Source organism: Pseudomonas sp. FG1, from assembly GCF_034313875.1.
In the GTDB taxonomy this organism is placed as follows: domain Bacteria; phylum Pseudomonadota; class Gammaproteobacteria; order Pseudomonadales; family Pseudomonadaceae; genus Aquipseudomonas; species Aquipseudomonas veronii.
The window spans coordinates 5,793,440-5,808,159 of record NZ_JAVIWP010000001.1 but is presented as its reverse complement, the minus strand read 5'-3'; the positions used below and the strand labels follow the sequence as shown (position 1 = coordinate 5,808,159).

Below are 14,720 nucleotides of genomic sequence, written 5' to 3'. Positions count from 1 at the left end.
CTGAGTGCTTTCGCCCCATCTTCGCGCACGGCACACGATTTTTCGGGTGTCGCACCGCCTGTTCAGGGGGGCGCTCTCTGCGGCCCGTATCTTGCTTGAGCCTTCCCAATCAATGACATGGCACTTTGCCGTTAGTCATTTCAAGGCGTCACCCATCGTTGCCGCGTGTGGGTGGTTTTAGGGAGTAGTCGGCCATGCACAGTCTTTTGTCACCCGGTATCCGCCTGCTCGGACGTTTCGGCTTCGCACGCAAATTCCAGATTCTGTTTATTCTGTTCATGCTGCCCTTGGCCGGGAGCCTCTGGATGATCGGGCTGGACTATCGCGACAAACTCGCGGTGATTTCCAGCGAAAAGTCCGGCGTTTCTCAACTGCTGACCCTGGACGCGCTAGATGGCCAATTAACGGCCCAACGCAACCTGGCGTCGCGCTGGAAAGCGCTGGACCTGCTGCGTGAACCGACTCCCGCAGCCAAGGCGGCGATGGACCAGGTGGATGCGAACAACCCGCTCATCCTGCAAAGCCTGCAAGCCCTGGGCGACGCGCTCAAGAAACAGGGCGCGAGCGCCGATACCCTGGCCCGCTTCGATGCGTTGCAGGCAGCGGTCAAGGGGATGGATGTGCAATCCCTGCGCACCGTCGGCTGGTGGCCAGACGGCTACGACCGCTTCACCTCGGCGCTGAGCGCCATGCAAACCCTGCGTGAACAGATCACCCTCGACGCCGGCCTGATCCTCGACCCCTGGTTGGAGACTTACCTGCTGATGCAGATTTCCAGCCAGCACACGCCGGACCTGATCGAGCGTATCGGGCGCATGGCCAGTATTGGTCAGTCGTCCATCGCCTCGGGCCAGTTCACCTTGCAAAGCCGCTTGCAGATGCGCGACCTGCGCGGCCGTATCGGCGATGCGCGGGACCAGTTGGTCAAGGCAGCGGCATCGCTCAAGGCCAAGCCATACGCCGGCCTGGAACCCTGGACCGCGCAGTACGACAACAGCCTGCAACAACTGGACAGCGAGCTCAAAGTGCTCGACGACGGCGTGTTTGGCGGCACCATCAAGCTTGACCCTGCCAGTTTCGAGCGCAGTGTCGACACCATGCTCGGCAGCCTGGGCGCGTTGCGCAAGCAATCGCTCGGCTCGCTGGATGCGCGCCTGACCCATTACCACGACCGCTCCTTGCAGCAATTCATCCCCGTAGCGGCTGTTTTCAGCCTGCTGGCCCTGGCGGCGCTGTACCTGTTCATGTGCCTGCAAGCCTCGATCCGCCGCAGTGCCAGCGGTATCACCACGCTGGCTGAGTCGTTGCGCGACGGCAACCTGTGTGTGGAAGTGGCTGTGGACGGTCGCGATGAGCTGGCGGCGATCAGCGCGGCGCTCAACGTGGCGGTGGTGCAACTGCGTACCAGCCTGCTGGGGGTCAATCACGAGACTCAGCAACTCGGGTCGGCGGTGCTTACGCTCAATTCGCAGTCGGGCAGCACCCTCAGCGACGTCGAAGACCAGCAACACCAGATCAGCCAGATCGCTGCGGCGGCGACGCAATTGGCCGCCACCTCCATGGGCGTCGCCAAAAGTTGTGAGCAAGCCTCCGGCAGCGCCCAACACACCCGCCGCATCGCTGAAGACAGCAGCCGCGACAGCCAGCGCACCACGGCGAGCATCCAGCAACTCAACCAGCGCCTGACCGACACCGCCAACGCCCTGGAGCAAGTGAGCCAACAGGGCCAGCAGATTCAGTCGGTGGTCGACACCATTCGAGGTATCGCCGAGCAAACCAACCTGTTGGCACTCAACGCCGCCATCGAAGCCGCGCGGGCCGGCGAACAGGGCAGGGGGTTTGCCGTGGTCGCCGATGAAGTGCGCAGCCTGTCGCAACGCACCCAGGCCTCCACCGCGCAAATCGCCGGCACCGTCGACAGCCTGCGCGCCACGGTCAGCCAGGCCGTCACACTGATGAGCGTCGCCTGTGCCCAGGCGCTGACCGATGCCGAATCCGTTACCGGGCTGGGCGCGCGGCTGGGCGAGATCGCTGGAGCCGTGCAGAACGTCACCGACACCCTGGCGCACATCGCGGCGGCGGTGGAAGAACAAGCGACGACGGCGGACGAGGTGAGCGGCAATATCCAGCAAGTGGACCAGGCGGCGGGGCGCTTGCTCGATGGCGCGCGGGCGGTGAATCAGGCAGCGGATACGTTGAGCAAGGGCAGTCGTGCGCTGAGTGACAACACCGCACGTTTCCGCCTGAGCTGAATAGGCCGCCGGGTGTAAGCCGGTCTAGTTTGTGTCCTGACTGGACTCTACCTCGAGTTTCAATCGGTCAGCCTTGCTGATGTACTTGTCCTTGGTTTTCGGCGCCAATTTGGCGCTGGCCTTTTTCGCGTTGGCCTTTAATAGCTGATTGATCTTTTTACGACGGTTCATGTTGGTCTCACCTACCTGGTCAATTCTCGAATGATATCAGCTAAAAACAATGGGCCCGATTTTGACGGTGCGGTGTCATAAAATAGTGGCACAATGCCTCATTCTCAGGCATCGCAAGCACAAGGAGATGAGCCTTGCACCTATTGATCACTCGCGCCGCCTCACTCAGGGCCACGCTTCATCGCCCTGAACCCTTCAACCTGTTCACGCTGTTGCGCAGTGCTTCGGACGAGGTCCGCCTGCACTCTCGCTACCTGGCTTTTTTGCTCAACCCCAAGGGCGCCCACGCCGCGGGCGGGAAACTGCTGGAGCTGTGGCTCGCGGCGTTGAATATAGAAGGCTTCGATTGTCGCGCTGTCACGGTGGATGTCGAGTACCGCAATGTCGACATCCTGATCCGCAACGGCAAGCGCCAGGCGATCATCATTGAGAACAAGCTCAACGCCGAGGACCAGGACGCCCAGTTGCACCGTTACCTGGAAGCGCTCCAGGGCGAGGGCTACCAGACGTTCCCGCCGTTGTACCTCACCCTGGACGGGCGCGACGCCGACACGCGCAGTTGCCTGGGCATCGACTACCAACGCATCAGCTACGCCGCCGACATCCTGCCTTGGCTTGAGCAATGCCAACCTTGGGTGATCCGCGAAGCGGGCGTGCGAGAAAGCCTGCTGCAGTACATTGACCTCATCGCAAAACTGACTTTCCAGAACCAAGGACACGCCTACATGGACGCGCTCAAGCAGACGTTACGCCAGGACAACAACCTGCTCGTGGTCAAGGACCTGCAGAGAGCCTTCACCGAGACGCTCAAAGACCTGCAACTGGAACTCTGGCAAGCCGTTGCCAAGTGCGTCGAAGATAAATACCCCGCGCTGCCCAAGCCCTCTGAAGCGCCCACCGCGGCGGTTATCGACCGTTACTACAGCGCGGCCAAGAATAACCGTTATTACGGCCTTCACTACGAGCTGGGCTTTATGGCGGGCTCGGTCTACATCGAGCTTAATCATCGCTTCTATTGTGGCTATTGCTGCGATGCCGAATCCCATCCTCGCGATTTCGGGCAACTGGAAATGCTGACGCTGTTGTTGGAGAACGATGGCGTCAGCGAAAATGGCTTGCTCTGGCGCTTCACCACCGAACTCAATATGAAACACCCCAGCGACGAGCACCTGATGACACTGCTTGCATCGGGGATGCGAGCGCAAGCGGCAGAGCGCATGGCAGACGACCTTTACGACCTCTGGTACAAGGCGCGTGAACTCTACGGCGCAGCAGCGTCGGGCGCGGGCCGCATGGCGGTCGATCAGCCAGGTTAGGCTTGGGGCTGCGCGGCTGGACAGCTACTTGCCCTACTCAGACTCCTGAGCCTGAGTAGGGAAAAGAATTTTGATCTGGGGGTTGACCGCGTAATTTAATCCTGTATTATTTGCCTCCCGCTAACGAGCAGTTCGCTGCTGGTCTGGCTTAAGTAATTGATTTCGTTGATAAAATTAAAAACTTTTAGGGTTGCTACTTCGAAGGGTGTGCTGTAGAGTGCGCTCCTCGGTTGAGACGAAAGATCTTAACCAACCGCTCTTTAACAACTGAATCAAGCAATTCGTGTGGGTGCTTGTGGAGTCAGACTGATAGTCAACAAGATTATCAGCATCACAAGTTACTCCGCGAGAAATCAAAGATGTAACCAACGATTGCTGAGCCAAGTTTAGGGTTTCTTAAAAACCCAAAGATGTTTGAACTGAAGAGTTTGATCATGGCTCAGATTGAACGCTGGCGGCAGGCCTAACACATGCAAGTCGAGCGGTAGAGAGAAGCTTGCTTCTCTTGAGAGCGGCGGACGGGTGAGTAATGCCTAGGAATCTGCCTGGTAGTGGGGGATAACGTTCGGAAACGGACGCTAATACCGCATACGTCCTACGGGGGAAAGCAGGGGACCTTCGGGCCTTGCGCTATCAGATGAGCCTAGGTCGGATTAGCTAGTTGGTGAGGTAATGGCTCACCAAGGCGACGATCCGTAACTGGTCTGAGAGGATGATCAGTCACACTGGAACTGAGACACGGTCCAGACTCCTACGGGAGGCAGCAGTGGGGAATATTGGACAATGGGCGAAAGCCTGATCCAGCCATGCCGCGTGTGTGAAGAAGGTCTTCGGATTGTAAAGCACTTTAAGTTGGGAGGAAGGGCAGTTACCTAATACGTGATTGTTTTGACGTTACCGACAGAATAAGCACCGGCTAACTCTGTGCCAGCAGCCGCGGTAATACAGAGGGTGCAAGCGTTAATCGGAATTACTGGGCGTAAAGCGCGCGTAGGTGGTTAGTTAAGTTGGATGTGAAATCCCCGGGCTCAACCTGGGAACTGCATTCAAAACTGACTGACTAGAGTATGGTAGAGGGTGGTGGAATTTCCTGTGTAGCGGTGAAATGCGTAGATATAGGAAGGAACACCAGTGGCGAAGGCGACCACCTGGACTGATACTGACACTGAGGTGCGAAAGCGTGGGGAGCAAACAGGATTAGATACCCTGGTAGTCCACGCCGTAAACGATGTCAACTAGCCGTTGGGAGCCTTGAGCTCTTAGTGGCGCAGCTAACGCATTAAGTTGACCGCCTGGGGAGTACGGCCGCAAGGTTAAAACTCAAATGAATTGACGGGGGCCCGCACAAGCGGTGGAGCATGTGGTTTAATTCGAAGCAACGCGAAGAACCTTACCAGGCCTTGACATCCAATGAACTTTCTAGAGATAGATTGGTGCCTTCGGGAACATTGAGACAGGTGCTGCATGGCTGTCGTCAGCTCGTGTCGTGAGATGTTGGGTTAAGTCCCGTAACGAGCGCAACCCTTGTCCTTAGTTACCAGCACGTAATGGTGGGCACTCTAAGGAGACTGCCGGTGACAAACCGGAGGAAGGTGGGGATGACGTCAAGTCATCATGGCCCTTACGGCCTGGGCTACACACGTGCTACAATGGTCGGTACAGAGGGTTGCCAAGCCGCGAGGTGGAGCTAATCCCAGAAAACCGATCGTAGTCCGGATCGCAGTCTGCAACTCGACTGCGTGAAGTCGGAATCGCTAGTAATCGCGAATCAGAATGTCGCGGTGAATACGTTCCCGGGCCTTGTACACACCGCCCGTCACACCATGGGAGTGGGTTGCACCAGAAGTAGCTAGTCTAACCTTCGGGGGGACGGTTACCACGGTGTGATTCATGACTGGGGTGAAGTCGTAACAAGGTAGCCGTAGGGGAACCTGCGGCTGGATCACCTCCTTAATCGACGACATCAGCTGCTCCATAAGTTCCCACACGAATTGCTTGATTCATGCGTTTGTCAAAGTGCAGAGCTAAACATTCGAATCGAATAGTTAGCTCTGATCTTTTTCAGAACCGTTCTTTAAAAATTTGGGTATGTGATAGAAAGATAGACTGAACGTTACTTTCACTGGTAACGGATCAGGCTAAGGTAAAATTTGTGAGTTCTCTTAATTGAGAAATTCGAATTTTCGGCGAATGTCGTCTTCACAGTATAACCAGATTGCTTGGGGTTATATGGTCAAGTGAAGAAGCGCATACGGTGGATGCCTTGGCAGTCAGAGGCGATGAAAGACGTGGTAGCCTGCGAAAAGCTTCGGGGAGTCGGCAAACAGACTTTGATCCGGAGATGTCTGAATGGGGGAACCCAGCCATCATAAGATGGTTACCTTACACTGAATACATAGGTGTAAGGGGCGAACCAGGGGAACTGAAACATCTAAGTACCCTGAGGAAAAGAAATCAACCGAGATTCCCTTAGTAGTGGCGAGCGAACGGGGACTAGCCCTTAAGTGGCTTTGAGATTAGCGGAACGCTCTGGAAAGTGCGGCCATAGTGGGTGATAGCCCTGTACGCGAAAATCTCTTAGTCATGAAATCGAGTAGGACGGAGCACGAGAAACTTTGTCTGAATATGGGGGGACCATCCTCCAAGGCTAAATACTACTGACTGACCGATAGTGAACTAGTACCGTGAGGGAAAGGCGAAAAGAACCCCGGAGAGGGGAGTGAAATAGATCCTGAAACCGTATGCGTACAAGCAGTGGGAGCCTACTTTGTTAGGTGACTGCGTACCTTTTGTATAATGGGTCAGCGACTTATTTTCAGTGGCGAGCTTAACCGAATAGGGGAGGCGTAGCGAAAGCGAGTCTTAATAGGGCGTCTAGTCGCTGGGAATAGACCCGAAACCGGGCGATCTATCCATGGGCAGGTTGAAGGTTGGGTAACACTAACTGGAGGACCGAACCGACTACCGTTGAAAAGTTAGCGGATGACCTGTGGATCGGAGTGAAAGGCTAATCAAGCTCGGAGATAGCTGGTTCTCCTCGAAAGCTATTTAGGTAGCGCCTCATGTATCACTGTAGGGGGTAGAGCACTGTTTCGGCTAGGGGGTCATCCCGACTTACCAAACCGATGCAAACTCCGAATACCTACAAGTGCCGAGCATGGGAGACACACGGCGGGTGCTAACGTCCGTCGTGAAAAGGGAAACAACCCAGACCGTCAGCTAAGGTCCCAAAGTTATGGTTAAGTGGGAAACGATGTGGGAAGGCTTAGACAGCTAGGAGGTTGGCTTAGAAGCAGCCACCCTTTAAAGAAAGCGTAATAGCTCACTAGTCGAGTCGGCCTGCGCGGAAGATGTAACGGGGCTCAAACCATACACCGAAGCTACGGGTATCACGTAAGTGATGCGGTAGAGGAGCGTTCTGTAAGCCTGTGAAGGTGAGTTGAGAAGCTTGCTGGAGGTATCAGAAGTGCGAATGCTGACATGAGTAACGATAATGGGTGTGAAAAACACCCACGCCGAAAGACCAAGGTTTCCTGCGCAACGTTAATCGACGCAGGGTTAGTCGGTCCCTAAGGCGAGGCTGAAAAGCGTAGTCGATGGAAAACAGGTTAATATTCCTGTACTTCTGGTTATTGCGATGGAGGGACGGAGAAGGCTAGGCCAGCTTGGCGTTGGTTGTCCAAGTTTAAGGTGGTAGGCTGGAATCTTAGGTAAATCCGGGATTCTAAGGCCGAGAGCTGATGACGAGTCATCTTTTAGATGACGAAGTGGTTGATGCCATGCTTCCAAGAAAAGCTTCTAAGCTTCAGGTAACCAGGAACCGTACCCCAAACCGACACAGGTGGTTGGGTAGAGAATACCAAGGCGCTTGAGAGAACTCGGGTGAAGGAACTAGGCAAAATGGCACCGTAACTTCGGGAGAAGGTGCGCCGGTGAGGGTGAAGGACTTGCTCCGTAAGCTCATGCCGGTCGAAGATACCAGGCCGCTGCGACTGTTTATTAAAAACACAGCACTCTGCAAACACGAAAGTGGACGTATAGGGTGTGACGCCTGCCCGGTGCCGGAAGGTTAATTGATGGGGTTAGCTAACGCGAAGCTCTTGATCGAAGCCCCGGTAAACGGCGGCCGTAACTATAACGGTCCTAAGGTAGCGAAATTCCTTGTCGGGTAAGTTCCGACCTGCACGAATGGCGTAACGATGGCGGCGCTGTCTCCACCCGAGACTCAGTGAAATTGAAATCGCTGTGAAGATGCAGTGTATCCGCGGCTAGACGGAAAGACCCCGTGAACCTTTACTATAGCTTTGCACTGGACTTTGAATTTGCTTGTGTAGGATAGGTGGGAGGCTTTGAAGCGTGGACGCCAGTTCGCGTGGAGCCAACCTTGAAATACCACCCTGGCAACTTTGAGGTTCTAACTCAGGTCCGTTATCCGGATCGAGGACAGTGTATGGTGGGTAGTTTGACTGGGGCGGTCTCCTCCTAAAGAGTAACGGAGGAGTACGAAGGTGCGCTCAGACCGGTCGGAAATCGGTCGTAGAGTATAAAGGCAAAAGCGCGCTTGACTGCGAGACAGACACGTCGAGCAGGTACGAAAGTAGGTCTTAGTGATCCGGTGGTTCTGTATGGAAGGGCCATCGCTCAACGGATAAAAGGTACTCCGGGGATAACAGGCTGATACCGCCCAAGAGTTCATATCGACGGCGGTGTTTGGCACCTCGATGTCGGCTCATCACATCCTGGGGCTGAAGCCGGTCCCAAGGGTATGGCTGTTCGCCATTTAAAGTGGTACGCGAGCTGGGTTTAGAACGTCGTGAGACAGTTCGGTCCCTATCTGCCGTGGACGTTTGAGATTTGAGAGGGGCTGCTCCTAGTACGAGAGGACCGGAGTGGACGAACCTCTGGTGTTCCGGTTGTCACGCCAGTGGCATTGCCGGGTAGCTATGTTCGGAATAGATAACCGCTGAAAGCATCTAAGCGGGAAACTAGCCTCAAGATGAGATCTCACTGGGACCTTGAGTCCCCTGAAGGGCCGTCGAAGACTACGACGTTGATAGGTTGGGTGTGTAAGCGCTGTGAGGCGTTGAGCTAACCAATACTAATTGCCCGTGAGGCTTGACCATATAACACCCAAGCAATTTGCGAACTCGAAAGAGACCAGATTGCGGTGTGTGAAGACGAAACGAACCGAAAGTTCGACTCTTACAAAACACCGAAAACTATCACATACCCAATTTGCTGAAGCGAGGCCAGCTGGCCACGACTCAGTACACGAATTTCTTGACGACCATAGAGCATTGGAACCACCTGATCCCATCCCGAACTCAGCAGTGAAACGATGCATCGCCGATGGTAGTGTGGGGTTTCCCCATGTGAGAGTAGGTCATCGTCAAGATTAAATTCCAGAACCCCTGTTTGCTTATGCAGACAGGGGTTTTGTTTTGGGCGGTCGGAAAGGGCCACTGAATCTGTAGACACTCGATGTCCGGTTTTGGGCCGAAAGCAGCCCCTTTCTCGACAAACAGGTCTACCATGCCAGCCCGGCAGTGGTCCACGCGCTACCGTCCATTTTTCATAAAGGCTTCGCAATGACCATCGACCAAATCTCCCTTCCAAAAGGTGTCGGCCCTCACGCCTCCAAACTCCTCGACGCCATCACCGGTGCCTCCACCCACGAAGAACTCAACCGTGCCGGCGGCAAAGCCGAAGGGTTTGTCTTGGGCCTCGAATCCACCAAAGCCATCAAGAGCCAAATCGCCGAGTCGTTGTATGTGGCTTACGACGACGCGGCGAGCAATCGCGCGAGTGAGTTGAAGGGCTAGTCGTCAGCCGCCGAGGTCTTCGGACAGGTCAAGCAGCAAGGCGCGGTGGACGCGTTACAGGGCAAGACTCAATAACCATCCGAGCGCGCCGCTTCCGACAACCACCAGCCACGGTGGCAGCTTCCACACCATCAACGCCACCAGGCCGATCAGGGCCAGGCCGAAATCCCGTGCGCTGAAGATCGCACTGGTCCATACCGGCTGGTACAGCGCCGCCAGCAACAGCCCCACCACCGCTGCGTTCACGCCCGCAAGGGCGGCCTGGGTGCGCGGGCTGCGGCGCAGGCTTTCCCAGAAGGGCAGTGCGCCGAGCACCAGTAAAAACGACGGGGCGAAGATGGCCAGCAGGCAGAGCAGGCCACCGAGCCAGCCGCTCGGGGCCTGGCTCATCGACGCGCCGAGGAACGCGGCGAAGGTGAACAAGGGGCCGGGCATGGCCTGGGCGGCGCCATAGCCGGCGAGGAAGACATCGTTGCTCACCCAGCCGGTGGGCACGACTTCGGCCTGCAGCAGCGGCAGCACCACGTGGCCGCCGCCGAACACCAGCGAGCCGCTGCGGTAGAACGCGTCGGTCATCGCCAGGCTCTGATTGGGGATCAGTTGGGCCAGGATCGGCAGGCCGGCCAACACCAGCACAAACAGCGACAACCACATCGCCCCCACGCGGCGGCTGAGCGTCACGGGTAACGCATCGTGCGCGGCCGGTGGCGTGGGCTTGAACAGCAGCAGACCAGCCAGCGCCGCCGCGCTGATCACGGCGACCTGGCCCCACGCCGAAGTTTGCAGCAGCGCCACGCACGCCGCGATCAGCATCACGCTGATGCGCGCTGCGTCGCTACACAGATTGCGCGCCATGCCCCACACGGCTTGGGCGACCACGGCGACGGCCACCACTTTAAGGCCATGCAGCGCACCCGGCGGGAGCGCCGTGCTGTGCTGGGCAATGCCCAAGGCGAACAGGATCAGCACAACGGCCGACGGCAGCGTAAACCCCAACCATGCCGCCAGCGCCCCACCGTAGCCGGCCCGCGACAGGCCCAACGCGATACCTACCTGGCTGCTGGCCGGGCCGGGCAGGAATTGGCACAGCGCGACCAAATCCCCATAACTGCGCTCGCTCAGCCAGCGGCGCCGGGTGACGAATTCGTCGCGAAAGTAACCCAGGTGCGCGACGGGGCCGCCGAAGGAGGTGAGCCCCAAGCGCAGGAAAATCAGAAACACCGACCAGGAGCTGGCGGGGCGATCAGTCGGGGAATGGGCCAAGGTCGGCGTCTCGGTGAGGGCAATAGGGGAGCGGTGTGTCGAGGCACCTTAGCGAATTTTGATGACGTGAAGAAGAGGCCGTTACGTGAAAGCGTAACCTGCGTTGTTGTACTGTTGGCTCCCCAAGACAGGTGCCCACTACAAAGGATTGAACATGACATTGACCGTCGAAACCTTTCTCGAGTTGGCCATGGCCAACCCCATCAACGCCGAGATCACCGCGCGCCTGCCCGCCCTTGGTGTGAACCAGTGCATGCTGACCGCGGGCTGTCTGTTCCAGGCTGTTTGGAATCATCAGTCGAATCTGCCTGCTGACCAGGGAGTGAAGGACTACGACGTTTTTTACTTCGACCCGGACCTTTCCTGGGAGGCCGAAGACGCGGTCATTCGCGCTGCACAGCGGCTGTTCGAGGATTTGGAGGTAGAAATTGAAGTGAAGAATCAGGCGCGCGTTCACCTTTGGTATGGCCAGCGGTTTGGCCGACCGTATCCGCAGCTGCACTCCGCGCGCGCCGGGATTGATCGTTACCTGGTGGCCGGGACGTGCATCGGGCTGGATGTGGCGACGGGCGAGGTGTATGCGCCATTTGGTTTGACTGATATGGAGCAGGGCCTGCTCAGGATCAACCCGATCAATCCTGAGCCGGAGTTGTTTGTGCAGAAGGCGCGCAGCTATCAGGCGCGGTGGCCTTGGCTGAGGATTGTCGAGGATTAGCCCAGCGCGCGCGGCAGTTCGGCAGGTGTTGCGCGCTAATCCCATCGCCGCCTCGCCGGGCTCTACAGTGCCGACATTTGAACGGTGTTGCCGTTAAGCGCGCAGTCGCAGAATCTGCGCCCCGTCAAACGGGTCCGTCAGGTAGTGCGCCTGCACTCCGAAGGTGTCCTGCAGCCGCTGCGGCGTCAGCACGTCCTGCGGCTTGCCCTGCGCCACCAAACGCCCGCGGTCCAGCACGGCCAGGCGATCACAGGTCAGTGCCTGGTTGAGATCGTGCAGGGCGATCAGGGTGGTCACGGGTAACGCCTGCACGCCCTTGAGAATCGACAGTTGATGCTGGATATCCAGGTGGTTGGTCGGCTCATCCAACACCAGAATCTGTGGCTGTTGCGCCAGGGCGCGGGCGATGTGTACGCGTTGGCGCTCACCGCCGGAGAGGCTGCGCCAGGCGCGGTTGCTCAAGTGCATGGCGTCCACGTCGTGCAGCGCCTGGCGCACGATGCGATCGTCTGCCTCGGACCACGGGCTCAGCGCTGACAGCCACGGGGTGCGGCCCAATGCGACAGCGTCGAACACCCGAATGGCATCGTCGGTGTCGGCCTGTTGTTCCACCACGGCCAGACGTTGTGCCACGGTGCGGCGGGACAGCTCGCCCAGGCGCTCGCCACCCAGGCGTACTTCGCCATGAGCGGGGGTACGCAACCCGGCCAACAGTTTGAGCAAGGTGGATTTACCCGAGCCGTTCGGGCCGACGATCCCGAGGGTTTCGCCGAGCGTCACCTCCAGGTGGATATCCCGCAGCAACTCGGCTTCCCGCACCTTGAAGCCCAGCCCGCTGCAGCTCAATACCGGCGCACTCATCGAGGGTTTCTCCGGCCGATCAGAATCAGTGCAAACACCGGCGCGCCGACCAGCGCAGTGACGACGCCAACCGGAATCACCTGGCCCTTGATCAAGGTGCGCGACAGCACATCCGCTGCAATCAAAAACAGCGCGCCGCCCAATGCGCTGGCCGGCAACAGGCGCGAGTGCCCGGTGCCGAGCAGCAGGCGCGCGGCATGGGGAATCACCAGCCCGACAAAACCAATGGAGCCGACAATCGATACCATCACCGCCGTGACCAGCGCCGCGCAGCCCACCAGCACCCATTGCACGCGGCGCACCGGGATGCCGAGGGAGGCCGCCGAGTCGCGGCCGAAGGTGAACGCATCCAGCGCCCGACGATGCCACAGGCACACCGCCAACCCGGCGACCGCCACCGGCACCGCCAGCCACACCGACGGCCAACGCACGCCGCTGAGGTTGCCCAGCAGCCAGAACAGAATGCCGCGTGCCTGTTCGGAGCTGGCCGACTTGGTGATCAGGAACGCGGTGAGCGCATTGAACAGCTGCGAGCCGGCAATCCCTGCGAGGATGATCTGCCCGGTGCCGCTGGACGAACCGCTGGCCCGTGCGAGCAATACCACCAGCGCAAACGCCGCCATCGCCCCGCCGAACGCACCGACCGACAGCGAAACCAAGCCGCCGCCGACGCCCATCAGCACCACCAGGACTGCGCCGGTCGAAGCGCCGGCGCTGATGCCCAGCAGGTAAGGATCGGCCAGGGGGTTGCGCAACAACGACTGCAAAATCACCCCGCAGGTGGCCAGCCCGGCCCCGCATGCGGCGGCGACCAGGGCGCGGGTCAGGCGGTAGTTCCACACCACGCCTTCATCGATCGGGTCCAGCACGTAGCCGGCCGCCCACAGTTTGTTGGCGAGTACCTGCAACACCACCTGCGGCGCGATGGCGGTTTCGCCGATGGCCACGCCGGCGAGCACGGCGATCAGTAGCAATGCCAGGGCGATTAGGGTTCGTATCATTTCGGCAGGTCGTAGCCGTCGATGGCCGCAGCCAGTTGTTCAAGACCCTCGAAGGTCCGCACGCTGGCCTGCAGGGCCATGGCGTCGAGGATGATGATGCGGTTGTGTTTCACCGCGTCCATGTTGCGCGTCACCGGGTCGCTGCGCAGGAAGGCGAGCTTCTGTGCATGATCGTCGGCCGGGTAGCGGCGGCGGTCCATGCGGGCGATCACCAGCACGGTGGGGTTGGCCTTGGCGATGGTTTCCCAGCCGACGGCGGGCCATTCCTCATCGGACTGCACCACGTTGCGCAGTCCGAGCGTTTGCAGCATGAATTCGGGGACACCCTTGTGACCGGCCACATAGGGATCGCTGGCCATCTCGGCGCTGGAAAACCACACCAGCGCGCTGGCCTGCTTGAGCCCCTTGCCTTGCACGGTGGCGACGGACTTGGCCAGGCGTGCCTTGAGTTCATCGTTGAGTTGCTGGCCGCGATCCTGCACGTCGAAAATCTCCGCCAACTGGCGGATGCCCTTGTAGATCGTGTCGATGCGGAACGGCTCCAGCCGCGTGCCGTCGGCGCCCACCCGGTTGTTCTTGGCTTCGCAGTCGGAGGGCAGCAGGTAGGTGGGGATCTTCAACTCATGAAACTGCTCGCGGGTGCCCACCACGCCTTGCGGGCCGACCACCCATTCCAGCTCGGCCGCCACCAGTTGCGGGCGCTTGGCGATCACCGACTCGAAGCTCGGTTCGTTATTGGCCAGGCGTTCGATGCCGTCGTTCAGCGCCTTGAATTGCGGCAGCACGTTATTGAACCACAGCGATGTGCCGACCACTCTATCGCCCACGCCGAGGGCATAGAGCATTTCGGTGGCGGCCTGGCCGATGGTCACGGCGCGGGCGGGCGCTTGCGCGAAGGTCAGGCTGCTGCCGCAGTTCTCCACCGTCAGCGGGTACTGAGTGGGGGCCGCTTGGGCCAGGGCACACAGGCCCAGGCCGGTGAGCAGGGCGGTAACGCGTGGCAGCATTGGGCAATCTCCTTGGAGCCGTACCTGGAACAGGGGGTGTACGGTTCGGAAACACGCCCTCGACCGCTGCGGGTGAGGCAGGCAAGGATGTCCTTCCCGGACACCCCGCCGGTTAGTGATTTTGCTGGGCCGGCAGGTCTCCTGACTGATGCGTCGTCGCCACGCTCCGGCCTTCCCGGACGGGGTCCAGTGGCAGTGGGGGAGCGGGCTCGGCATCTACAGTTGCGGGGGCAGTTCCGATTGGCGCGGTGTACCGCGCTTCGGATTCCCTATTAGTCCCGTTTGGGAACCGGCGCGGTATGGTAGTCGATC

Annotated in this window: 9 protein-coding genes, 3 rRNA genes and 1 riboswitch; of the genes, 7 read left to right on the top strand and 5 right to left on the bottom strand. The window is 58.9% G+C overall.

Annotation, left to right across the window (positions count from 1 at the left end; translation table 11 throughout):
- Positions 1–194 precede the first annotated feature (194 nt).
- On the top strand, positions 195–2,252 hold the full coding sequence (locus RGV59_RS26655; RefSeq protein ID WP_017849363.1) for a methyl-accepting chemotaxis protein: 2,058 nt from the start codon (positions 195–197) through the stop codon (positions 2,250–2,252).
- A gap of 24 nt (positions 2,253–2,276) precedes the next feature.
- On the opposite strand, the gene RGV59_RS26650 is transcribed toward RGV59_RS26655, so the two are convergent.
- Positions 2,277–2,423, bottom strand: a complete 147-nt coding sequence (locus tag RGV59_RS26650; protein ID WP_017849362.1) for a DUF2986 domain-containing protein — start codon at positions 2,421–2,423, stop codon at positions 2,277–2,279.
- A 134-nt stretch (positions 2,424–2,557) separates the two neighbouring features.
- On the opposite strand from RGV59_RS26650, the gene RGV59_RS26645 reads away from it, so the two are divergent.
- From RGV59_RS26645 to RGV59_RS26625, 5 genes are all read left to right on the top strand, one after another.
- On the top strand, positions 2,558–3,739 hold the full coding sequence (locus tag RGV59_RS26645) for a PD-(D/E)XK nuclease family protein (protein ID WP_126587166.1): 1,182 nt from the start codon (positions 2,558–2,560) through the stop codon (positions 3,737–3,739).
- Positions 3,740–4,155: 416 nt separating this feature from the next.
- Positions 4,156–5,692, top strand: a 16S ribosomal RNA gene (locus RGV59_RS26640).
- Positions 5,693–5,970: 278 nt separating this feature from the next.
- Positions 5,971–8,862, top strand: a 23S ribosomal RNA gene (locus RGV59_RS26635).
- 156 nt (positions 8,863–9,018) lie between these two features.
- Positions 9,019–9,134, top strand: a 5S ribosomal RNA gene (gene rrf / locus RGV59_RS26630).
- The 16S, 23S and 5S rRNA genes sit together here, the layout of an rRNA operon.
- Positions 9,135–9,327: 193 nt before the next feature.
- Entirely contained in the window at positions 9,328–9,561 is a 234-nt protein-coding gene (locus RGV59_RS26625) for a hypothetical protein (RefSeq protein WP_017847731.1), read from the top strand.
- Positions 9,562–9,615: 54 nt separating this feature from the next.
- Here the strand turns inward: RGV59_RS26625 and chrA are convergent, their stop codons facing one another.
- Positions 9,616–10,824 (bottom strand): chromate efflux transporter, encoded by a 1,209-nt coding sequence (gene chrA, locus RGV59_RS26620; protein WP_104902747.1) that lies wholly within the window; start codon positions 10,822–10,824, stop codon positions 9,616–9,618.
- Between the two features lie 154 nt (positions 10,825–10,978).
- On the opposite strand from chrA, the gene RGV59_RS26615 reads away from it, so the two are divergent.
- Complete coding sequence (locus RGV59_RS26615) at positions 10,979–11,539, top strand: nucleotidyltransferase family protein (RefSeq protein ID WP_017847729.1); 561 nt, start codon at positions 10,979–10,981, stop codon at positions 11,537–11,539.
- 93 nt (positions 11,540–11,632) lie between these two features.
- Here the strand turns inward: RGV59_RS26615 and RGV59_RS26610 are convergent, their stop codons facing one another.
- Genes RGV59_RS26610 through RGV59_RS26600 form a run of 3 tightly spaced genes read right to left on the bottom strand, consistent with a single transcriptional unit; the run spans position 11,633 to position 14,408 of the window.
- Positions 11,633–12,400, bottom strand: coding sequence for an ABC transporter ATP-binding protein (locus tag RGV59_RS26610; RefSeq protein ID WP_126586363.1), 768 nt, complete (start codon positions 12,398–12,400; stop codon positions 11,633–11,635).
- Positions 12,397–13,401, bottom strand: a complete 1,005-nt coding sequence (locus tag RGV59_RS26605) for a FecCD family ABC transporter permease (RefSeq protein ID WP_102618877.1) — start codon at positions 13,399–13,401, stop codon at positions 12,397–12,399. The genes RGV59_RS26610 and RGV59_RS26605 overlap by 4 nt, the downstream gene beginning before the upstream one ends.
- Positions 13,398–14,408: an ABC transporter substrate-binding protein gene (locus RGV59_RS26600; protein WP_102618876.1), complete on the bottom strand. Its 1,011-nt coding sequence runs from the start codon at positions 14,406–14,408 to the stop codon at positions 13,398–13,400. The genes RGV59_RS26605 and RGV59_RS26600 overlap by 4 nt, the downstream gene beginning before the upstream one ends.
- Positions 14,409–14,521: 113 nt before the next feature.
- Positions 14,522–14,717, bottom strand: a riboswitch (cobalamin riboswitch).
- Between the last annotated feature and the right edge of the window lie 3 nt (positions 14,718–14,720).

Bases quoted from the DNA above. Each gene is read 5' to 3' on its own strand.
- RGV59_RS26655 (WP_017849363.1), top strand. From the start codon at position 195: ATGCACAGTCTTTTGTCACCCGGTATCCGCCTGCTCGGACGTTTCGGC.
- RGV59_RS26650 (WP_017849362.1), bottom strand. From the start codon at position 2,423: ATGAACCGTCGTAAAAAGATCAATCAGCTATTAAAGGCCAACGCGAAA.
- RGV59_RS26625 (WP_017847731.1), top strand. From the start codon at position 9,328: ATGACCATCGACCAAATCTCCCTTCCAAAAGGTGTCGGCCCTCACGCC.
- RGV59_RS26615 (WP_017847729.1), top strand. From the start codon at position 10,979: ATGACATTGACCGTCGAAACCTTTCTCGAGTTGGCCATGGCCAACCCC.
- RGV59_RS26610 (WP_126586363.1), bottom strand. From the start codon at position 12,400: ATGAGTGCGCCGGTATTGAGCTGCAGCGGGCTGGGCTTCAAGGTGCGG.
- RGV59_RS26605 (WP_102618877.1), bottom strand. From the start codon at position 13,401: ATGATACGAACCCTAATCGCCCTGGCATTGCTACTGATCGCCGTGCTC.
- RGV59_RS26600 (WP_102618876.1), bottom strand. From the start codon at position 14,408: ATGCTGCCACGCGTTACCGCCCTGCTCACCGGCCTGGGCCTGTGTGCC.